Origin of the sequence: Xylophilus ampelinus (assembly GCF_003217575.1) — a bacterium.
Taxonomy (GTDB): domain Bacteria; phylum Pseudomonadota; class Gammaproteobacteria; order Burkholderiales; family Burkholderiaceae_C; genus Xylophilus; species Xylophilus ampelinus.
Genome location: NZ_QJTC01000024.1, coordinates 22,967 through 43,533 on the forward strand (window position 1 = coordinate 22,967; position 20,567 = coordinate 43,533).

Genomic DNA, 20,567 nt, shown 5'->3' on the forward strand with positions numbered 1-20,567 from the left:
GCCGGGTGTGGGCCTCGGCGGCGGTCAGGCGACGGCGCTGAGGGTGGAGCCGGTGCTGCCGACGGTTGTGCTGCCGGCCGCTCCCACCTGCTGGTACTGCTTGAGGACCAGCTGCGACAGGTCGAAGCCGCGTCGGCCGTCGTCGCTGTCGCTGCCGTCGGCCGTGGTCGTGCCGCCGGTGCTCAGGGCGGTCAGCGCGTCGGTGATCTTCTGCGACAGCACCTCGGCCTCTTCGCGGCCGATGCGACCGTCGCCATCGCCGTCCACCGCCTTGAACAGCGCCTGCAGCGGATCGGTGCTGGTGCCGGTGCCTGTGGTGGAGGCGGTGCCGGTGGCGGACGCGGTCGCGCCGGTGGTGGTGGCATCGGTCGCGGTGGCGGCCATGCGCTCGGCGGCGGAGACGGTGCCGTCTTCGTTGGTGTCCTGCGGGTCGTAGGTGGTGCTGGCCGATGCGCTCGCACCACCTGCGCCGCCGGGTCCACCGGGGCCGCCCGGCGGTGGCGGCGTGCCGCCGGCTGCGCCTTGTGCGCCTGCCGTCTGGCCGCCGGCACCCGAGGGCCGGCCGGCGTCGAATTCGGCCGCGCTCAACGTGCCGTCGTCATCGGTGTCGAGCCTGGCGAACTGCTCGCCGGCATCGGTGCCGGAGGTGCTTGAAGCGGAGGACGCGGACGCGCCCGTCTTGCCCGACATCCGGTCCTGCAGCGCCTGGAATTCGGTGGCGCTCAGGCTGCCGTCTGCGTCGCTGTCGACTTTGCCGAACAGGTCGTCGCCGGCGCTGCCGCGGGCTGCCGTGGCGCCGGTGCCGCCGCCGGCCGCAGCGGTGCTGCGGGCCTGGGCGAAATCGACCGTCGAGCGCTGCGGCATCAGGCTTTCCATCGCCTTGGCCAGCTGGTCCTTGTCCAGGGTGCCGTTGGTGCCGAACTTGCCGACCAGGTCCTCGGCGGTGGCGGTGGCGGTGGCGGTGGTGCCGCGGGCCTTGGCCGCCCCTTGCAGCAGGCCCTGCAGCTCGGTGCCGTCCACCGTACCGCTGCCGTCGGCATCGGTCCTGGCGAACATCGCGTCCTGCATCCGGCTGCGCTGCGCCTGGCGCGCGGCCTGCAGGGCGGCCCAGTCGCGGCCGGTGCTGCTGGCGGCTCCGCTGATGGTGGTCATGGGGGTGGTCCTTTCCGGAGTGAATGCTGGCGGCAGGGGTGCCGTGGGGCGATGCGACGATTCTGAAAACGGGGGGTAAAGCGTTCTTGTCCGCTGTGTACCGAAGCCGATACACAAGGCCCTTCGAGGCCGCGAACTGGCCCGAGCCGGCCGGGCATCTCGGGCGTTCGCGGCGCGGCGGCGGGTGTACATTGCGGCGCATCACCGCCATGAAAACCGCAGCCCCCCAGATACTGATCGTCGACGACGACCAGGACATCACCACCCTCCTGCGCGACTACCTCGCCCGCTTCGGCCTCGCGGTGCATATCGCCGCCGACGGCGACGGGATGCGCCGGCAGATGGCCCGCCACCCGATCGCGCTGCTGGTGCTCGACATCATGCTGCCCGGCACCGACGGCCTGGCCCTGGCCCGTGAGGTGCGCGCGGCGTCGCCGGTGCCGATCATCATGCTGACCGCCCGCGGCCACGCCTTCGACCGGGTGCTGGGCCTGGAGATCGGCGCCGACGACTACATGGCCAAGCCCTTCGAGCCGCGCGAGCTGGTGGCCCGCATCCAGACGGTGCTGCGCCGCGTCGCCGCCTCGCCCGAGGGCCCGCTGCAGGACGTGGCCCGCTTCGACGGCTGGGCGATGCACCGCCAGGAGCGGCGGCTGGTGTCGCCGCAGGGGGTGGTGGTGCCGCTGTCGAATGCCGAGTACCGGCTGCTGTGCGTCTTCCTGGCCTCGCCCGGCCGGCTGATGACCCGCGATCAGCTGATGGAGCAGGCCCGCGGCCGCAGCATGGACGCGTTCGAGCGCAGCATCGACCTGCTGGTCTCGCGCCTGCGGCAGAAGCTGGGCGGCGGGGCCTACGCGCCGGCGCTGATCAAGACGGTGCGGGGCGCCGGCTACATCTTCGATGCGCACTCGGTCCATGCCTGACGGCCGGCCGGCCGGGGGCGCTGCGTCTTTCTGCGTCCGATGAGCACCGCAGCGCCGTCCCCGCGGACATGCCGGAAGGCCCTGGGTGCCCGCATCGAGCGCCTGCTGCCGGCCACGCTGTTCGGCCGGCTGGTGCTGCTGCTGTTCGTGACCGCGCTCGCCAGCCATCTGCTGGCGCTGACCCTGCTGGTCGAGCTGCAGCCCGACGGGCCGGCCGACCCGCGGCAGGGCGGCGGCGCGCCGCCGGCGATGCCGGCCGGGCCTGCGGATGGCGGGGCCGGCCTTCGGCGCCCGCGGGGCGGCGAAGGGCCGCTGCCTTTTGCGCCACCGGGCGTGCGCACATCCGATTTCCGCGGCGGGCCACCGCCGGCCGGTGGGCCCTTCGGCTATCCGGGCCTGGTGATGGACATCGGCGTGCGGCTGCTCGCGCTGCTGCTGGCGGCCTGGGTGGGCGCGCGCTGGCTGTCGCAGCCGGTGCGTCGGCTGGCGGCCGCGGCCCGGGAGCTGGGCCGCGATATCCACCGCGCACCGCTGGCCGAGGACGGCACGGTGGAATGCCGAGAGGCCACCCGGGTCTTCAACGGCATGCAGGCCCAGATCCGCCGACAGCTCGACGACCGCAACCGCTTCGTCGCCGCCGTGTCGCACGACCTGCGCACGCCGCTGACCCGGCTGCGGCTGCGTGCCGAGGTGCTGGAGCACGCGGCCGACCGCGAAAGCTTCGGCCGCGATATCCGCGAAATGGATGCGATGATCCGCTCCACCCTCGACTACCTGACGGGCGAGGCCGACCCCGAGGCGCACGAGCCGCTCGACCTGCCGGCCCTGCTGACGAGCATCGCCGACGACCTGTGCGATGTCGGCCACACGGTGCGCGTCTCCGGCACGGCGGTGCCGCTGCGGTTGCAGCCGCTGGCCATGCGCCGCTGCATCTCGAACCTGGTCGAAAACGCGATCCGCTACGGCGGCAGCGCCGGGATCGCCGTGCACGACGGCCTCGAGGGCGTGCGCATCGAGGTCGCCGATCCCGGCCCCGGCATTCCCGAGGCCGAGCTGGAGAAGGTGATGGCACCGTTCTACCGGCTGGACGCGTCGCGCAACCGGCACTCGGGCGGGGTGGGGCTGGGCCTGTCGATCGCGCACGACATCGCCGTGCGGCACGGCGGACGGCTGACGCTGCGCAACCGGGCCGCAGGTGGGCTGGTCGCCACGCTGGAGTTGCCGCGCGACGGCCGGGTGCCGCCGGCCGGTGCGGGCGGCTGAGCGCCAGCCCGGCTCCAGCGGGGCGAAGCGTGCGCGACGGGGCCGGGCAAGCGGATGGGACAATCCCGGCATGCACCCAAAAGTATTGCTCGATGCCTGCGCTGAACTCGTCAAGCGCACGCTGACCTTCGAACACCCGGCCGACGCCGTCGTTTCCCGCTTCTTTCGCGACAATCGCGGCCTGGGCCCGCGCGAGCGCGCCACCCTGGCCGAAACCGCCTATGCGGTGCTGCGGCAGAAGTTGCGCTTCGAGCACCTCGCCCGCTCGGGCAGCGGCGCCAAGGAGCGCCGGCTGGCGATCCTGGGCTTTTACGGTCCACGCGACTTTCTGAAAAGCGCCCTGACCGACCAGGAGAAGACCTGGCTCGACCAGTGCGACACGGTGACCGACGCCGACCTGATGGAGCCGCACCGCCACAACCTGCCCGAGTGGCTGGCCGCCCCGCTCAAGGCGCAGGTGGGTACCGACTTCTGGGCGCTGGCCGCCAGCCTGCAGCAAAACGCCCCGCTCGACCTGCGGGTGAACGCGCTGAACGCCAAGCGCTCCGAGGTGGCGGCCGAGCTGAAGAAGGCGGGCGTCGAGTCGGTCGCCACGCCGTACTCGCCCTGGGGCCTGCGGATCGAGGGCAAGCCCGCGCTCACCAGGACGGACGTCTTCGCGCGCGGCGCGATCGAGGTGCAGGACGAAGGCTCGCAACTGCTGGCCCTGCTGCTGGACGCCAAGCGTGGCGAGATGGTGGTCGATTTCTGCGCCGGTGCCGGTGGCAAGACCCTGGCGGTCGGCGCGAAGATGCGCAGCACCGGACGGCTCTACGCCTTCGACACTTCGGCGCACCGGCTGGACGCGCTCAAGCCCCGGCTGGCCCGCAGCGGCCTGTCGAACGTGCATCCGGCGGCTATCGCCCACGAGCGCGACGACCGGGTCAAGCGCCTGGCAGGCAAGATCGACCGGGTGCTGGTCGATGCGCCGTGTTCCGGTCTGGGCACCCTGCGCCGCAATCCCGACCTGAAATGGCGCCAGTCGCCGCAGGCGGTGCAGGAACTCACCGCCAAGCAGACCGCGATCCTCGAGAGCGCCGCCCGCCTGTTGAAGCCGGGCGGCCGGCTGGTGTACGCCACTTGCAGCATCCTGCCGGAAGAAAACGAGGCGATCGCCGCGGCGTTCTCCGGCAAGCATGCGGCCGACTTCGAGCCGGTGGACGCGGCCGAACTGCTGACGCGGCTCAAGGTGGAAAAGGCGGCGTTCTTATGCCAGGGCCCGGTGACGGGCGGCGAATACCTGCGCATGTGGCCCCACGTCCACGCGACCGACGGGTTTTTCGCGGCCGTCTGGACCCGCAAAGGCTGATCGTTTTCCTGTCAAGGGGGTCGAACGGTCATAAAGCCGTAAAAAACCCGGGGCCGACCGAACTTTAACGTGGCAACCCCACACTAAAATCCAGTTGCTGAATTTTTCGGCAACTTCGGGCTGCGTGTCGCACCTCGCGGCTTTCCTCGTCACAAGGTTTTCAGACTATGTTTCTTCCCGAATCGGCTTTTTTCAACGCAGCCATCGACTGGGTCGGCAATGGATTGCTGAACTGGTCGTGGTGGGAGATCGTGCTGTACGCTCTGGTGACGACCCACATCACCATCGTTTCGGTCACCGTCTTCCTGCACCGCACGCAGACGCACCGCGCCATGGAATTGGGGTCTGTGCCCTCGCATTTCTTCCGCTTTTGGCTGTGGATGACCACCGGCATGGTCACCAAGGAATGGGTGGCGATCCACCGCAAGCACCACGCCAAGTGCGAAACCGAGGAAGACCCGCACAGCCCGCAGATCAAGGGCATCGACGAAGTGATGTGGCGCGGCTCCGAACTGTACCGCGCCGAGTCGAAGAATCTGGACACGATCTCCCGCTTCGGCCACGGCACTCCCAACGACTGGCTCGAGCGCAACCTCTACACCCGCTACAGCTGGCAGGGCGTGGGCTTGATGCTGATCATCGACGTGGCGCTGTTCGGCGGCTTCGGCGCCGCCGTGTGGGCGGTGCAGATGGCATGGATTCCGTTCTGGGCTGCAGGCGTGGTCAACGGTATCGGTCACTTCTGGGGCTACCGCAATTTCGAAGCGCAGGATGCAAGCACCAATCTGGTGCCTTGGGGCATCATCATCGGTGGTGAAGAACTGCACAACAACCACCACACCTATCCGACCTCGGCCAAATTCTCGGTCAAGAAGTACGAGTTCGACATCGGCTGGGTCTACATCAGCCTGCTGCAGGCGGTGGGTTGGGCCAAGGTCAAGAAAACCGCGCCGAAGCTCCAAATGGGCGAGGTGAAGCCGGTCGCCGACGAGAAGACGCTCGAAGCGCTGATCGCCAACCGCTATGAAGTGATGGCTGGCTATGCCCGCGGTGTCCGCGACGCATGCCGCCAGGAAATCGATCAGCTGCAAGGCCGCAAGGCCGACGCGTCGAGCCTGAAGCTGGCCAAGCGCTGGTTGCACCGCGACGCCGAGAAGGTGCCTGCATCGGCCCTGCCGCAGATCCAGCAGGCCCGTGCCGCCCATCCTGCGCTCGACAAGATGCTGGTGATGCGCGAGGAGTTGCGTCAACTGTGGCTCAATACCACCCAGTCGCGGGAACAGCTCACGGCCGATCTGCAAGCTTGGTGCCGCCGGGCGGAGGAGAGCGGCATCGCGGCGCTGCGCGAATTCTCGATCCGGTTGCGCGCCGCCCGCGCCTGATCCCCGAGGCTCCCGCCACGCCCGCCGCCCGTTGTTTTCAAGCAACCGGCGGCGATTTGTTTTACCGACTGGTTCTTCTACCGTCGGTTCGGCACCACGCGCGGCTCAGCAGGAAAAGCTACAAAACAGTACAATGACGGCCCGCAGTGGCCATGGCCCTGGGGGCGACTGCTGTAAGCGACGCTCCGGTGACGTCTCCCTGTTCCTGGTATTTGCGAAGCCTCAATTTTCCGGCTCGCTGCTGCCGCCTGCTGCAATGCCGCGCCCTTCCTGCGTTATGGGGCGTGCAGGCAAGACCCGCTGTTCGTGCTGTCCCCTGCTGCACCACGGCGTTGTTCAGATGCAGCTCGCACGTCGTACGGGCCGGGCGCCGTATATGTCCCGAATCCGCTCTGGCAATCCTGTTGCCGGGCTCCAAATGTGTCTATGCATACCAATATCTCTTCCGGCCGATACCTGATATCGCCTCTGACCCGCAAGCTGGACGATGGCTCCTTCGCCGCGTCCGTCTCCATTCGCTCGGGCCAAGGCCAGAGCACCCACGACCGCATCATGCGATTCTCCATGCCCTTCATGTCCAGCGCCGCGGCGGCCTGCTATGCCCTGAACCAGGGGCTTGGTTGGGTCGAAATTCACGGTGTCGCCGGCCCTATGCCGCTCCTCGTGGCCTGAGCTGCCTGATTCTGTATTCAACCCAAAGGAAGCAATGTCGAAAGAAGAACTGATCGAAATGCGCGGCAAGGTCGACGAAGTGCTGCCGGATTCGCGCTATCGCGTCACGCTGGAAAACGGCCACCAGCTCGTGGCCTATACGGGCGGCAAGATGCGCCGCCACAATATCCGCGTGATCGCGGGCGATGCCGTGTCGCTGGAACTGTCTCCTTACGACCTGACCAAGGGCCGTATCACGTTCCGCCACATCGCCGGACGTCCGCCGATCTCGCCGCGCCGTTAACAGGCACTGCCGCCGAGCAGGCGCGGGGCGGACGACCCGCTTTGCCAGAGAGAGCCGCCATGCCCCGGGGTACGCGCGGTTTTCTTGAGTGTGTGTTTACGCAGCAGTTCTTGCAGGATGCTGTTCTCGAAAACCGATCGATACGGCGGCTTCGTGCGGGCCTCGCCGCTGCATGCGGTTGTCGCCCGACGTGGAGGCCGCGTACCGGAACCTGGGGCGATGCCTTGTGTCGCAGCAGACGGGCTGAGGACGAAATGCAGGCCTGGCGCTGCCCTCTTTTTTCAGCAGTCGCATCGGCTGCCCATGAGCGGCTGCCCATGAGAAAAGCCGCCGGTACATCGAAGTGCCGGCGGCTTTTCTTCGGGCAAACAGGCCGAATTACTTCAGCTTGATTTCCTTGTATTCCACGTGCTTGCGTGCCTTGGGGTCGAACTTGGTGATCAACATCTTTTCAGGCATTGTCTTCTTGTTCTTGGTGGTGGTGTAGAAGTGGCCGGTACCCGCAGTGGATTCCAGCTTGATCTTTTCGCGTCCGCCTTTGGTAGCCATGGTGTGTGCTCCTGTTAGGCTTGGCCACGGGCGCGCAGGTCTGCGAGCACGGAGTCAATGCCGTTCTTGTCGATTAGGCGGAGGGCGGCGCTGGAAACGCGCAGGCGCACCCAACGGTTTTCGGTCTCGACCCAGAAACGACGGTATTGCAGGTTCGGCAGGAACCGGCGCTTCGTTTTGTTGTTGGCGTGGGAAACGTTGTTCCCGACCATCGGGCCTTTGCCCGTTACTTCGCATACGCGTGCCATGTGGACACTCCGATACTTCAAACGGCTGCCACGGGGAGTGTGGGAGCCTGACCTCGCCAGGAATGGGTGGCGGTAACCCGAAAATTTACCGGAAAAAGCCCGACTGGACAGGCCGGCCAAGTTCAGCAAAGCCTCGGATTATATCCCATCAAATAGCACCTTCCTGTTCGAGGAAGCGCTGGGCATCGAGCGCGGCCATGCAGCCGGTGCCGGCGCTGGTGATCGCCTGGCGGTAGATGTGGTCCTGCACGTCGCCCGCGGCGAAGACGCCGGGAACGCTGGTCATGGTCGCAAAGCCCTGCAGGCCCGACTTGGTGAGGATGTAGCCATCCTTCATGTCCAGCTGGTTCTGGAAGATGTCGGTGTTCGGATGGTGGCCGATCGCGATGAAGCAGCCCTGCAGCGCGATGTCCTCGGTGCCGCCGCCGTCGGTGGCGCGCAGCCGCACGCCGGTCACGCCGCTCTGGTCGCCCAGCACCTCGTCCAACTCGCGGTGAATCTTCAGCTCCATCTTGCCGGCGTTGACCTTCTCGGCGACCTTATCGAGCAGGATCGGCTCGGCCCGGAACTTGTCGCGGCGGTGGACAAGGTAGACCTTGCTGGCGATGTTGGAGAGGTACAGCGCCTCTTCGACGGCCGTGTTGCCGCCGCCCACCACGCAGACTTCCTGGTCGCGGTAGAAGAAGCCGTCGCAGGTGGCGCAACCCGACACGCCACGGCCCATGAAGGCCTGCTCCGACGGCAGGCCCAAATACTTGGCCGATGCGCCGGTGGCGATGATCACGGTGTCGCAGGTGTAGGTGCCGCTGTCGCCGGTGAGGGTGAACGGCCGCTGGCTGAAATCGACCTTGCCGATGTGGTCGAAGACGATCTTGGTCTTGAAGCGCTCGGCATGCTCCTGGAAACGTTGCATCAGCGCCGGGCCCTGCACGCCGTGCACGTCGGCCGGCCAGTTGTCGACCTCGGTGGTCGTCATCAGCTGGCCGCCCTGGGCCATGCCGGTGATCAGCAGGGGATCGAGGTTGGCGCGGGCGGCGTAGACAGCGGCGGTATAGCCGGCCGGGCCGGAGCCGAGAATGAGGACTTTGGCGTGTTGGGTGGTGGTCATGGTCATGTGTCGGGGGAGAACCGGATGCGGGGCGTCGATTGGCGCCTCGGGCATGGCGTTCAAGTATGGCGCGCCTCCCGGGATTGCCGAGGGCGCCTTTTCGATCGGGCCGATTGTAAGAAGCCATCGGTGCCGTCGGCGGGCCCGGTCGCCGATGCCCTGTCGGCGACAGGCCATCAGGTAAGCTCTGTATGCCTCTTATGACGTACTCCCTCAATACCCTGAACAACTCCTCAACGCGCAAGGGCGAACCCAAGAGCCTGGCCAGCGGATTCGCCCACGAACTCGCGCTGGTGGTCGGCTTGATCGCGATGGTGTTCTGGCTGATCGCGATGCTCACCTACGCGCCGCAGGACCCGGCGTGGTCCACCACCGGCGCGCTCGGCGCACCGGTTACCAACTGGGGCGGCCGACTGGGCGCGATCCTGGCCGATACAAGCTATTTCCTGCTCGGTTTCTCCGTGTGGTGGTGCCTGGCGGCGGCGGTGCGTGCCTGGCTGGCATCGCTCGCGCGGTGGATGCGCGGCGGCGACGCGATCGAGCCCAAGAGCTGGAACTTCACCCGCATCGCGTTCTGGGTCGGACTGGTCATCCTGCTGTGCAGCAGCACAGCGCTGGAGTGGTCGCGGCTCTACCGTTTCGAGGGCCGCCTGCCTGGCGGCCACAGCGGCGGCGTGCTCGGTTTTATCACCGGGCCTGCCAGCGTGAAGTGGCTCGGCTTCACCGGCTCGGGGCTGCTCTGCATCCTGCTGGCGGTGTTCGGCGCGGCGCTGGTCTTCCGCTTTTCGTGGGGGCATCTGGCCGAGCGGCTCGGCGGCTGGCTGTACGTATTCTTCGAAACCCGCCGCGAGCAGCGCGAGATCGCCGAAGACAAGGCCCTCGGCAAACGCGCGGCCCGCGAACGCGAGGAGGTGGTGACCGAGGAGCGCGCCGAGATCGACCACCACTCCCTGCGGCCGGCCGCGCCGCCTCCGCCACCGTTCGTGGTGGTGGAGCCGGCGATGACCGAAGTGCCGCGCAGCGAGCGGGTGGTGAAGGAGCGCCAGAAGCCGCTCTTCAACGAGATGCCCGACAGCAAGTTGCCGCAGGTCGACCTGCTCGACGGCGCGCAGGCGCGGCAGGAAACCGTCTCGCCCGAAACCCTGGAGATGACCAGCCGGCTGATCGAGAAGAAGTTGAAGGACTTCGGCGTGCAGGTGCATGTGCTGGCCGCGCTACCCGGCCCGGTGATCACCCGCTACGAGATCGAGCCCGCCACCGGCGTGAAGGGCTCGCAGATCGTCGGCCTCGCCAAGGACCTGGCTCGGTCGCTGTCGCTGGTGTCGATCCGGGTGGTCGAGACGATTCCCGGCAAGAACTTCATGGCGCTTGAGCTGCCCAACGCCAAGCGCCAGACGATCAAGCTGAGCGAGATCCTGGGCTCGCAGGTCTACCACGAGGCCAAGTCGATGCTGACCATGGGCCTCGGCAAGGACATCGTCGGCAACCCGATCGTGGCCGACTTGGCCAGGATGCCGCACGTGCTGGTGGCCGGCACCACCGGCTCTGGCAAGTCGGTGGGGATCAACGCCATGATTCTGTCGCTGCTCTACAAGGCCGAGGCGCGCGACGTGCGGCTGCTGATGATCGATCCGAAGATGCTGGAAATGTCGGTCTACGAAGGCATCCCGCACCTGCTGGCGCCGGTGGTCACCGACATGAAGCATGCGGCCAACGGCTTGAACTGGTGCGTCGCCGAGATGGAGCGCCGCTACAAGCTGATGAGCAAGCTGGGCGTGCGCAACCTGGCGGGCTACAACGTCAAGATCGACGAGGCCCGGGCCAACGAACAGTTCATCTACAACCCGTTCAGCCTGACGCCCGACAGCCCCGAGCCGCTCGATCGGTTGCCGCACATCGTGGTGGTGATCGACGAGTTGGCCGACCTGATGATGGTCGTCGGCAAGAAGATCGAAGAGCTGATCGCCCGCCTGGCCCAGAAGGCGCGCGCCGCCGGCATCCACCTGATCCTGGCGACCCAGCGGCCGAGCGTCGATGTGATCACCGGCCTGATCAAGGCCAACATCCCGACCCGCATCGCGTTCCAGGTTAGCAGCAAGATCGACAGCCGCACCATCCTCGACCAGATGGGCGCCGAGGCGTTGCTCGGCATGGGCGACATGCTCTACATGGCCAGCGGCACCGGCCTGCCGATCCGGGTGCACGGCGCGTTCGTGAGCGATGAAGAAGTGCATCGCGTCGTGAATTATCTGAAAGAGCAGGGCGGCGAGCCCAACTACATCGAGGGCGTGCTGGAGGGCGGCGTGTCCGAGGGCGACAGCACCGATTTCCCCGGTGGCGAAGGCGATGCGGGCGGCGAGAAGGACCCGATGTACGACCAGGCGGTCGAAGTGGTGCTCAAGAACCGGAAGGCCAGCATTTCGCTGGTGCAGCGTCACCTGAAGATCGGTTACAACCGCGCCGCGCGGCTGGTCGAAGATATGGAAAAGGCGGGTCTGGTCAGCAGCATGAACGGTGCGGGCCAGCGCGATATCCTGGTCCCTTCGCGGGACGAATGAGGGCCGCAGGGCCAGCTGGGTTTTCTTCGATGCGTATCTCCTTTTTCCGCCGCAAGTCCCTCGGTCGCACGATGATTGCTGCACTTTCGATAGTCGCCAGCCATGGAGTCGCCTGGGCCGACGGCCTCTCGGGCCTGGAAAGCTTCATGCGCGATGCGCGCAGCGGCCGGGCCGCGTTCACCCAGACCGTCACCGCGCCGGCCAAGGAGGGTCAGGCCGCCCGCAGTAAGACGTCGTCGGGCACCTTCGAGTTCCAGCGGCCGAGCCGCTTCAAGTTCGTCTACGCCAAGCCGTTCGCCCAGACGCTGGTGGCCGACGGCAAGACGCTGTGGATGTACGACGTGGACCTGAACCAGGTCACCGCACGAGAGCAGTCGAAGGTGCTCGATTCCACGCCCGCGGCGCTGATAGCCTCGGCGCCCAACCTGCAGGCGCTGCAGAAGGATTTCACCCTGGCCGCCGAGCCCGAGCGGGACGGCCTGCAGTGGGTCCTGGCCACGCCCAAGAGCCGCGACGGGCAACTGCAGAGCGTGCGCGTCGGTCTCAAGGATGCGCAGCTGGCGACGCTCGACATCGTCGACAACTTCGGTCAGCGCTCGGTGCTGAAGTTCTCCGACGTGCAGACCAACGCGGCCCTGCCGGCCGACACTTTCGATTTCAAGCCGCCCGCCGGCGCGGACGTGATCCGCCAATAGCGCTTTTGCCCGCCGCTGCGGCGCGGGCCAACGGCCCTGCCGCAGCACCCCGAGGAATCGAGGGCCAAGACTATCAACAGCGAAGGAGGGTGCTTGTGCAGATTTTCGGGCTTCCCCGTTCTCGTGAGGTGGTGAAGCATGGCTGATCTGTTTGCACAGGATCCCTCCGCTCCGCTCGCCGAAGCGCTTCGCCCCAAGGCCTTGGACGAGGTGGTCGGGCAGTCTCACTTGCTGGGGGAGGGCAAGCCTCTGAGGTTGGCCTTCCAGTCGGGCAAGCCGCATTCCATGATCTTCTGGGGGCCGCCGGGTGTGGGCAAAACCACGTTGGCACGTCTTACGGCCACGGCCTTCAAGTGCGAGTTCATAGCCCTGTCTGCGGTGTTCTCTGGTGTCAAAGACATCCGGGCGGCCATGGAGCAGGCCCAACATAACCTCTCTCTGGGCAAGCACACAATCTTGTTCGTGGACGAGATTCACAGGTTCAACAAGTCGCAGCAAGACGCTCTTCTTCCCTATGCGGAAAGTGGCTTGGTGACTTTTATCGGCGCCACGACGGAGAACCCTTCGTTCGAGGTCAACTCGGCTCTGCTGTCGCGGGCACAGGTCTATGTTCTGAAATCGATCACAGACGAAGAACTGCGGCTGCTTCTGAAGCGAGCGCAAGACATTGCCCTTGGCCATCTTCGGTTCGACGACCTGGCGACGGACACCATCATTGGCTACGCGGACGGTGACGCGAGAAGGTTCTTGAACCTGCTGGAACAGACCAGCACAGCCGCCCATGCCTCTGGCCTGACCACGATCACGGCCGACTTCTTGCAGAACGCCTTGACCTTGAACAGTCGGCGTTTTGACAAGGGCGGTGATAACTTCTATGACCAGATTTCTGCCTTGCACAAGTCGGTGCGTGGTTCGCACCCTGACGCTGCCCTCTACTGGCTCACGCGCATGCTGGACGGTGGAGCCGATGCGAGGTATTTGGCGCGGCGCGTCGTTCGCATGGCGTGGGAAGACATTGGTTTGGCTGATCCAAGGGCCATGCAGATAGCCAACGATGCTGCCTTGACCTATGAACGGCTGGGAAGTCCTGAAGGAGAGTTGGCCTTGGGGCAGGCTGTGATCTACCTGGCAGTGGCTGCGAAGAGCAACGCCGGCTACAACGCCTACAACCAGGCCAAGGCGTTCGTGAAGAAGGACAAGAGTCGTGAGGTGCCGGTGCATCTGAGAAATGCACCCACGAAGCTCATGAAGGAATTGGGCTATGGGCACGAGTACCGATATGCCCACGACGAACCCGATGCCTACGCTGCCGGCGAAACCTATCTCCCCGACGGGATCGCGGAACCGCGTTGGTACCGGCCCGTGCCCCGCGGCTTGGAACTCAAGATCGGCGAGAAGCTGGCCGCGCTGAGAAAACTCGACAAGGATGCGAGCGAATGACGCAGGATGAACCGCATGGCCGGCGCGGGTCGCTCAGTGCCCGGCCGTTTCGTCACGGCAGGGAGTAGGTCAGCGTTCCATACCCCAGCTGGTCGAATCCTCCGCTGTTGGGGCCGTAGTTTCCGCCGCCGCCCTCCGGACGAATCTTCTTGGCATACATCTCCAAGTACGGCGCTTTCAAGCCCTTGAAAATCACATAGTGGTTGTAAAAAAGTTCCCAGACAGGTCGCGTGTCGCCACGCCCGACATCGGAAATCTTGGGTTGGACCACATCGCTGTTCTGGTAAGACGTGTAGGGAACATCGAATCCCAGGTTGTATTTGGCGATGTACTCGACGCCCTTCAGTACCCGGTTGTCTTCATAACCGAACAAGTCTTCGTTCTGGTTCCAGGCCATCTGGCAGATGGCACCGAGCAAGCCGACATTCAGTGTGTTGTGGCCTTGGTCCCGGCCACTCTCCTGCGTCTGTCCGAGGCCATCCGGATATATTTTCCAGACGAGTTTGTCGATAGCGCCGTTGCCTTTTCCATGTTTGAAATAATCCACGGCCTCGGCAAATGTATCTTCTCTATCCGCCAAGATGCCGATCGCCATCATCGATGCCATGTTTGCCAAGTCCCAGTTCGCCCAGTAATGGTCGGTTTTGGCTCCGTTATGGTTCGCTAGGAAATCGTGGTTCATCGGGTAGAAAACCGCCAGCAGCATCTGCTGAAAATGCAAAAACTTATTCTTCGGCCAGTTCTTGTAGGTGCGCATGATTTCGCCGGCATTGGCTAGCTGGTAGCCGTAGATTCCCGATGCCAGAAATTTGTCGGAGGTCCCCCGAATGCCGATGAGCTGATCGGCCCACGCGTCCAGGACCAGGATGGCCTTGTCGGCGTAGGCATCGTCGCCGCTCACCTTCCAACGCAAGGCCAATGCGTAGGCCGCAGCGGCATCGTTGAACAAGTTGCTGTAGTTTTCCTCGTGCCCGGCACCATCTTCGCCCCGGTACACCATTTCGACAGGGCGCGGTGTCCATTTCACGGACGAGTGAGGGTTGGCGACCAGAACATTCCATCCAGCGATCCAGGGCTCTTCTCCCAGCGAAACCTTATCTTTCATGCGTACTAAATCGGATGAGGTGTGGAGGCCGCCCGGGTGGTCGAACGCCGTGGCATGCAGGCTTGCACCGACTGTCGCGCATAGGAAAATCGACCGCATAATATTTTTGGGGGGGTTGAATGCCATTTGGAAGCTCGATGGGTGTGTGCCGGAAGGCACGGGCGACTGGTTCCAAAGTCGATAGACAATACGGGCTGCGCGCGAGTTCCAGCCGCAATGGAATTTTGCAAACCTGCCGGACATGCGCTGACCCGTGGGTTCGCCCACCGGCTGTCACGTCCCGCGCGGCCCTGCCGCCCACTCGTTCGCGCCCATCCGCCCGAGAGGTAAAACCCCAGGCCACCGATTGGAGGCGGACACCCGGCCTGTCTAGAATCCGTCCCCGAACCCGCCGTGACGTATTTGCCTGGCGGGTTTTTTGCTAGCCCTTCCACAGGCCACACACCGGAGTGGCTCGACGCCCTGCCACCGCGGGACACGCCACACACGAAAGACGCTCTCTATGGAAATCTTGCTGCAGCAGATCATCAACGGTCTGGTCCTCGGCAGCATGTACGCTTTGGTGGCCTTGGGCTACACCATGGTGTACGGCATCATCAACCTCATCAACTTCGCGCATGGCGAAGTGCTCATGGTGGGGGCGCTCACCAGTTGGACCATCATCGGTCTCATGCAGGAGTCGATGCCCGCGGCGCCCGGCTGGCTGATACTGCTGGTCTCCCTCGTCATCGCGTGCATCGTCGCCGCGGCACTCAATTTCACGATCGAGAAGGTGGCCTACCGGCCGCTGCGCAACGCGCCCAAGCTGGCGCCCCTGATCACCGCCATCGGCATGTCGATCCTGCTGCAGACGCTGGCGATGATCATCTGGAAGCCCAACTACAAGGTCTACCCGACGCTGCTGCCCACCACGCCGATCGACATCGGCGGCGCGGTTATCACGCCGACGCAGGTGCTGATCCTGGGCCTGACCGCCATATCGCTCGCGGTGCTGACCTGGCTGGTCAACTTCACCCGCCTGGGCCGCGCGATGCGGGCCACGGCCGAGAACCCGCGCGTCGCCGCCCTGATGGGCGTGAAGCCCGACATGGTGATCTCCGCCACCTTCATCATCGGCGCGGTGCTGGCCGCGATCGCCGGCGTGATGTATGCCGCCAACTACGGAACAGCGCAGCACACGATGGGGTTCCTGCCCGGACTCAAGGCCTTCACCGCGGCCGTGTTCGGCGGCATCGGCAATCTGGGCGGCGCGGTGCTCGGCGGCATCCTGCTGGGCCTGATCGAATCGATCGGCTCGGGCTACATCGGCCCGCTGACCGGCGGCCTGCTGGGCAGCCAGTACAGCGACATCTTCGCCTTCGTCGTGCTGATCATCGTGCTGACCCTGCGGCCGTCCGGCCTGCTGGGCGAGCGTGTGGCAGACCGTGCCTGACCGGAGCCCCGCCATGACCACTACCACCACCGCACGCGGCGACAAGAAATTCCCGGTGATCGGCTATGTGCTGGCCGCCGTGGCCCTGCTCATACTGCCGCACATCCTGCAGTACTTCGGCAACGCCTGGGTCCGCATCGCCGACCTGGCGCTGCTCTACGTGCTGCTGGCCTTGGGCCTGAACATCGTGGTCGGCTACGCCGGCCTGCTCGACCTGGGCTACGTCGCCTTCTACGCCGTCGGCGCCTACCTGTTCGGCCTGATGGCCTCGCCGCACCTGTCGGAGGCCTTCCCCGCCTTCCAGGCGATGTTCCCCGACGGGCTGCACGTGTCGCTGTGGTTCATCATTCCGCTCGCGGCGGTGGTGGCGGCGGTGGCGGGTGCGCTGCTGGGCGCGCCCACCCTGAAGCTGCGGGGCGACTACCTGGCGATCGTCACCCTCGGCTTCGGCGAGATCGTGCGCATCTTCCTGAACAACCTCGACCATCCGATCAACCTGACCAACGGCCCCAAGGGCATCGGCCAGATCGACTCGGTGAAGTTCTTCGGGCTCGACCTGGGCAAGCGGCTGACGATCGGCGACTACGACATCTCCTCGGTCACCCTCTACTACTACCTGTTCCTGGCGCTGGTGGTGATCAGCGTGGTCATCTGCTCGCGCCTGGCGGATTCGCGCATCGGCCGCGCCTGGATGGCGATCCGCGAGGACGAGATCGCCGCCAAGGCGATGGGCATCAACACCCGCAACCTGAAGCTGCTGGCCTTCGGCATGGGCGCGAGCTTCGGCGGCGTGTCGGGCGCGATGTTCGGCGCGTTCCAGGGCTTCGTGTCGCCCGAATCCTTCAGCCTGATGGAGTCGGTGATGATCGTCGCGATGGTGGTGCTGGGCGGCATCGGCCACCTGCCGGGCGTGATCCTGGGCGCGGTGCTGCTGTCGGCGCTGCCCGAGGTGCTGCGCTACGTCGCCGGCCCGCTGCAACAGATGACCGACGGCCGGCTGGATGCCTCGATCCTGCGCCAGCTGCTGATCGCGCTCGCCATGATCGTCGTCATGCTGCTGCGCCCCCGTGGCCTCTGGCCCGCGCCCGACCGCGGCAAGGTGCTGCGCGACGCCCCCGCGCCCGAAGGCCCGGGCCATGTGCATCCCGGCGTGCATTCGCCGGCCGATGCGCTGCCGGGCGACGCGTCGCGCCCGATGTCGATCAATTCCTGAGCGCCGAAGGTTTCACAACAGCATGGACAACACCATTCTCGACGTCCGCGGGATCTCGAAGCGCTTCGGCGGGCTGCAGGCCCTGTCGGACGTGGGCATGACGATCGAACGCGGCCAGGTCTACGGCCTGATCGGCCCCAACGGCGCCGGCAAGACCACCTTCTTCAACGTCATCACCGGCCTCTACACGCCCGACAGCGGCAGCTTCCAGCTGGCGGGCCGGCCCTACCAGCCGACGGCGGTGCACGAGGTGGCGCGCGCCGGCATCGCCCGCACCTTCCAGAACATCCGCCTCTTCGCGGACATGACCGCCGAGGAGAACGTCATGGTCGGCCGGCATGTGCGAAGCAAGTCGGGCCTGCTGGGCGCGATCTTCCGCACGCCGGGCTTCAAGGCCGAAGAGGCGGCGATCCGCGCCCGGGCGCGCGAGCTTCTGGAGTACGTCGGCATCTACCGCTACGCCGACTACAAGGCCCGGACGCTCTCCTACGGCGACCAGCGCCGTCTGGAGATCGCCCGCGCGCTGGCCACCGATCCGCAGCTGATCGCCCTCGACGAGCCGGCCGCCGGCATGAACGCGACCGAGAAGGTGCAGCTGCGCGAACTGATCGACCGCATCCGCGCCGACAACCGCACCATCCTGCTCATCGAGCACGATGTGAAGCTGGTCATGGGCCTGTGCGACCGGGTGACGGTGCTCGACTACGGCAAGCAGATCGCCCAGGGCACGCCGGCCGAAGTCCAGAAGAACGAAAAAGTGGTCGAGGCCTACCTCGGCACGGGAACCCATTAGATGACGCACACCCCCAGGCTGCGCGCACCGCGTGTCGCTTCGCCAACCCCCTTGCAGGGGGCGACACCGGCGGCCCGGCAGAGCCGGTTCCGCGGTATCCCTGATGTTCGGTCGCGCAGTTTCCTGCGCAGCGCCACGGAGAATTGACATGGTCCAAACAACAACGGTGCCCGCAGCAGCGGCTGCATCTCCCGACAGCCGCAAGGTCCTGCTTCAGGTCAAGAGCCTGAAGGTCGGCTACGGCGGCATCCAGGCGGTCAAGGGCATCGACTTCGAGGTGCGCGAGGGCGAACTGGTCTCTTTGATCGGCTCCAACGGCGCCGGCAAGACCACCACGATGAAGGCCGTCACCGGCACGCTGCCCCTCGTGGACGGCGACGTGGAGTACCTCGGCGCCAGCATCCGCGGCCGTGGCGCCTGGGACCTGGTGAAGCTGGGACTGGCGATGGTGCCGGAAGGCCGCGGCGTGTTCGCGCGCATGACCATCCTCGAGAACCTGCAGATGGGCGCCTACATCCGCAGCGACAAGGCGGGCATCGCGGCCGACATCGACAAGGTGTTCGTCACCTTCCCGCGCCTGAAGGAGCGCCGCGACCAGCTCGCCGGCACGATGAGCGGCGGCGAGCAGCAGATGCTGGCGATGGGCCGCGCGCTGATGAGCCGGCCGCGGGTCCTGCTGCTCGACGAGCCGTCGATGGGCCTGTCGCCCATCATGGTCGACAAGATCTTCGAGGTGATCGCCGACGTGTCCCGCCAGGGCATGACGGTGTTGCTGGTCGAGCAGAACGCCAGCCGCGCGCTGCAGATCGCCGACCGCGGCTACGTGATGGAGTCGGGCCTGATCTCGATGCACGGCACCGGCCTCGAGCTGCTGAGCGACCCCAAGGTGCGCGCCGCCTACCTGGGCGAGTAGGGCAGGGCGCCCAGACCGCGCACATTTGCTCGTGTGCTATTAAAAAGATAGCTAAAGGTCGGCGCGGTGCGCCGGCTACAGCCATTTTCATTGCGAAATCTTGCGCGCTTCCTCGATCTGGTACTGGAAGAAGTGCTCGAAGCTGTAGGCCAGCGTCGCCATCAGGATGCCGGTGCCGATCAGCAGTGCACCGGCCACCGCGAAGACCGTGCCCCAGTGGGTGCGGCCGGGCGGGGCGTCGGCCGCGGCCTGGGGGTTGTAGCGGGCGTTCCATTTCTCGGGCGCCATCAGGCCGTAGACAATGGCGGTCAATGCGCAACCGGCAGCGGTGAAGCCCAGCAGCGGGATCAGCATCCAGCTCCAGGCGTCGTCGATCCCGTACTGCTTGACCCGCTCGATCCCGTAGAGGCCCAGCGCGGTGGGCAACGGCAGCAGCCAGCCCGGCATGTCGCCGAAGCCCCGCAGGTAGAAGCGGTGCAAGCCGAGCGGCCCGCCGAGAAAGGCCAGCCAGGCGGCGACGGTTTTGTTCTTCATGGTGGGTCCATTATTGATGGCGCCACCCTGGCTCCTAGTCCGGGTCGGTCGTGTCGGCCGCACCCAGGGGCTTTTCCATCAGCACGATGTCGCGCCAGGCGCCGAACTTCCAGCCCACCGACTTCAGCACGCCGACCTGGGTGAAACCCGCCGCCCGGTGCACGCCGATCGAGCCGGCGTTGGCCGAATCGCCGATCACCGCGATCAACTTGCGCACGCCGGCCGCCTCGGCCTGCGCCACGAAGGCGGCCAGCAGGCGCTTGCCGATGCCGCGCCCGCGCGCCGCGTCGGCCAGGTAGATCGAATCCTCGGCCGAGAAGCGGTAGGCCGGCCGCAGCTTGAACCAGTTGCCGTAGGCGAAGCCCAGCACCGTGCCGGCGTCGTCCTCGGCCACCAGGTAGGGCAGGCCCTTGGCCAGCACGTCGGCGCGGCGGGCGGCCATGTCGGCGAGGCTGGGGGGATCGATCTCGAAAGTGCCGGTGCCGTGGAGCACGTGGTGTGCGTAAATCGTGGTGATCGCGGGAAGATCGGCGTCTTGGCTGGGTCGGATGGTGGGCATGGGGGGCCGGGAAAGATATAATCGCGGGCTTTGCTGCGTGTCGCTGGCCGGGTGGCCATGTCGCGTGTCTCAACGCCGCAAGAACCGAAACGGGCGATCCTGCTCCGTTTCCCACCCGAAGGATAAATCATGGTCGTCATTCGACTCTCCCGCGGCGGCTCCAAAGGTCGTCCTTTCTTCAACATCGTAGTCGCCGACAAGCGCACCCGCCGCGACGGCCGTTTCATCGAGCGCCTGGGCTTCTACAACCCGACCGCGCGCGGTGGCGAAGAAGGCCTGCGCATCGCGCAAGACCGCCTGAGCTACTGGCAAGGCGTGGGCGCGCAAGCATCCCCCACCGTCGAACGCCTGATCCGCCAGAGCGCCAAGGCCGTGCCGGCCGCAGCCGCCTGAGCGC

The 20,567-nt window shown here is 66.1% G+C and carries 21 protein-coding genes; 14 read left to right on the forward strand and 7 right to left on the reverse strand.

The genetic code is table 11. The features are described from left to right. Nucleotides 1–24 precede the first annotated feature (24 nt). Nucleotides 25–1,152, reverse strand: coding sequence for an EF-hand domain-containing protein (locus DFQ15_RS14060; RefSeq protein ID WP_158529076.1), 1,128 nt, complete (start codon nucleotides 1,150–1,152; stop codon nucleotides 25–27). Nucleotides 1,153–1,361: 209 nt separating this feature from the next. On the opposite strand from DFQ15_RS14060, the gene DFQ15_RS14065 reads away from it, so the two are divergent. The 6 genes from DFQ15_RS14065 (at nucleotide 1,362) to infA (ending at nucleotide 7,023) form a co-directional block, all read left to right on the forward strand. Next, entirely contained in the window at nucleotides 1,362–2,075 is a 714-nt protein-coding gene (locus tag DFQ15_RS14065; RefSeq protein ID WP_110466620.1) for a response regulator, read from the forward strand. A 39-nt stretch (nucleotides 2,076–2,114) separates the two neighbouring features. Next, nucleotides 2,115–3,338, forward strand: coding sequence for an ATP-binding protein (locus tag DFQ15_RS14070; protein WP_110466587.1), 1,224 nt, complete (start codon nucleotides 2,115–2,117; stop codon nucleotides 3,336–3,338). A gap of 70 nt (nucleotides 3,339–3,408) precedes the next feature. Beyond that, nucleotides 3,409–4,686 carry an RsmB/NOP family class I SAM-dependent RNA methyltransferase gene (locus DFQ15_RS14075; protein ID WP_110466588.1) on the forward strand — a complete coding sequence of 426 codons (1,278 nt, stop codon included), beginning with the start codon at nucleotides 3,409–3,411 and terminating at the stop codon, nucleotides 4,684–4,686. Nucleotides 4,687–4,853: 167 nt separating this feature from the next. After that, the gene (locus DFQ15_RS14080) at nucleotides 4,854–6,068 is read left to right on the forward strand and encodes a DesA family fatty acid desaturase (protein WP_110466589.1); all 1,215 of its coding nucleotides are present in this window, start codon (nucleotides 4,854–4,856) and stop codon (nucleotides 6,066–6,068) included. 426 nt (nucleotides 6,069–6,494) lie between these two features. Then, nucleotides 6,495–6,740 carry a hypothetical protein gene (locus DFQ15_RS14085; RefSeq protein WP_110466590.1) on the forward strand — a complete coding sequence of 82 codons (246 nt, stop codon included), beginning with the start codon at nucleotides 6,495–6,497 and terminating at the stop codon, nucleotides 6,738–6,740. A 34-nt stretch (nucleotides 6,741–6,774) separates the two neighbouring features. Next, nucleotides 6,775–7,023: a translation initiation factor IF-1 gene (infA, locus tag DFQ15_RS14090; protein ID WP_055834461.1), complete on the forward strand. Its 249-nt coding sequence runs from the start codon at nucleotides 6,775–6,777 to the stop codon at nucleotides 7,021–7,023. A gap of 378 nt (nucleotides 7,024–7,401) precedes the next feature. Here the strand turns inward: infA and rpmG are convergent, their stop codons facing one another. The 3 genes from rpmG to trxB all read right to left on the reverse strand — a co-directional run bounded on the left by rpmG (nucleotide 7,402) and on the right by trxB (nucleotide 8,928). After that, a complete protein-coding gene (rpmG, locus tag DFQ15_RS14095; protein WP_055834453.1) occupies nucleotides 7,402–7,572 on the reverse strand; it encodes a 50S ribosomal protein L33 in 171 nt (56 codons plus the stop codon). Nucleotides 7,573–7,586: 14 nt separating this feature from the next. Further along, nucleotides 7,587–7,820 carry a 50S ribosomal protein L28 gene (gene rpmB / locus DFQ15_RS14100; RefSeq protein WP_057676948.1) on the reverse strand — a complete coding sequence of 78 codons (234 nt, stop codon included), beginning with the start codon at nucleotides 7,818–7,820 and terminating at the stop codon, nucleotides 7,587–7,589. 148 nt (nucleotides 7,821–7,968) lie between these two features. Beyond that, on the reverse strand, nucleotides 7,969–8,928 hold the full coding sequence (trxB, locus tag DFQ15_RS14105; protein ID WP_110466621.1) for a thioredoxin-disulfide reductase: 960 nt from the start codon (nucleotides 8,926–8,928) through the stop codon (nucleotides 7,969–7,971). Nucleotides 8,929–9,128: 200 nt separating this feature from the next. Between trxB and DFQ15_RS14110 the strand changes: the two genes are divergently transcribed. From DFQ15_RS14110 to DFQ15_RS14120, 3 genes are all read left to right on the forward strand, one after another. After that, nucleotides 9,129–11,486, forward strand: coding sequence for a DNA translocase FtsK (locus DFQ15_RS14110; protein ID WP_110466591.1), 2,358 nt, complete (start codon nucleotides 9,129–9,131; stop codon nucleotides 11,484–11,486). A 71-nt stretch (nucleotides 11,487–11,557) separates the two neighbouring features. Continuing rightward, nucleotides 11,558–12,181, forward strand: a complete 624-nt coding sequence (lolA, locus tag DFQ15_RS14115; protein ID WP_110466622.1) for an outer membrane lipoprotein chaperone LolA — start codon at nucleotides 11,558–11,560, stop codon at nucleotides 12,179–12,181. A gap of 138 nt (nucleotides 12,182–12,319) precedes the next feature. Next, nucleotides 12,320–13,621, forward strand: a complete 1,302-nt coding sequence (locus DFQ15_RS14120; protein ID WP_110466592.1) for a replication-associated recombination protein A — start codon at nucleotides 12,320–12,322, stop codon at nucleotides 13,619–13,621. A 52-nt stretch (nucleotides 13,622–13,673) separates the two neighbouring features. On the opposite strand, the gene DFQ15_RS14125 is transcribed toward DFQ15_RS14120, so the two are convergent. Then, a complete protein-coding gene (locus DFQ15_RS14125) occupies nucleotides 13,674–14,852 on the reverse strand; it encodes an alginate lyase family protein (protein WP_110466593.1) in 1,179 nt (392 codons plus the stop codon). Nucleotides 14,853–15,228: 376 nt separating this feature from the next. On the opposite strand from DFQ15_RS14125, the gene DFQ15_RS14130 reads away from it, so the two are divergent. From DFQ15_RS14130 to DFQ15_RS14150, 4 genes are all read left to right on the forward strand, one after another. Next, nucleotides 15,229–16,158, forward strand: coding sequence for a branched-chain amino acid ABC transporter permease (locus DFQ15_RS14130; protein ID WP_110466594.1), 930 nt, complete (start codon nucleotides 15,229–15,231; stop codon nucleotides 16,156–16,158). A gap of 13 nt (nucleotides 16,159–16,171) precedes the next feature. Further along, nucleotides 16,172–17,371 carry an ABC transporter permease subunit gene (locus tag DFQ15_RS14135; RefSeq protein WP_110466595.1) on the forward strand — a complete coding sequence of 400 codons (1,200 nt, stop codon included), beginning with the start codon at nucleotides 16,172–16,174 and terminating at the stop codon, nucleotides 17,369–17,371. A 22-nt stretch (nucleotides 17,372–17,393) separates the two neighbouring features. Next, a complete protein-coding gene (locus tag DFQ15_RS14140; protein WP_110466596.1) occupies nucleotides 17,394–18,164 on the forward strand; it encodes an ABC transporter ATP-binding protein in 771 nt (256 codons plus the stop codon). 148 nt (nucleotides 18,165–18,312) lie between these two features. Further along, nucleotides 18,313–19,077: an ABC transporter ATP-binding protein gene (locus DFQ15_RS14150; RefSeq protein ID WP_110466597.1), complete on the forward strand. Its 765-nt coding sequence runs from the start codon at nucleotides 18,313–18,315 to the stop codon at nucleotides 19,075–19,077. An 87-nt stretch (nucleotides 19,078–19,164) separates the two neighbouring features. On the opposite strand, the gene DFQ15_RS14155 is transcribed toward DFQ15_RS14150, so the two are convergent. After that, nucleotides 19,165–19,611, reverse strand: coding sequence for a TM2 domain-containing protein (locus tag DFQ15_RS14155; protein ID WP_110466598.1), 447 nt, complete (start codon nucleotides 19,609–19,611; stop codon nucleotides 19,165–19,167). Between the two features lie 34 nt (nucleotides 19,612–19,645). Further along, nucleotides 19,646–20,170 carry a GNAT family N-acetyltransferase gene (locus DFQ15_RS14160; protein WP_110466599.1) on the reverse strand — a complete coding sequence of 175 codons (525 nt, stop codon included), beginning with the start codon at nucleotides 20,168–20,170 and terminating at the stop codon, nucleotides 19,646–19,648. A gap of 129 nt (nucleotides 20,171–20,299) precedes the next feature. On the opposite strand from DFQ15_RS14160, the gene rpsP reads away from it, so the two are divergent. Further along, a complete protein-coding gene (gene rpsP, locus DFQ15_RS14165) occupies nucleotides 20,300–20,563 on the forward strand; it encodes a 30S ribosomal protein S16 (protein ID WP_110466600.1) in 264 nt (87 codons plus the stop codon). The last annotated feature ends 4 nt before the right edge of the window (nucleotides 20,564–20,567 follow it).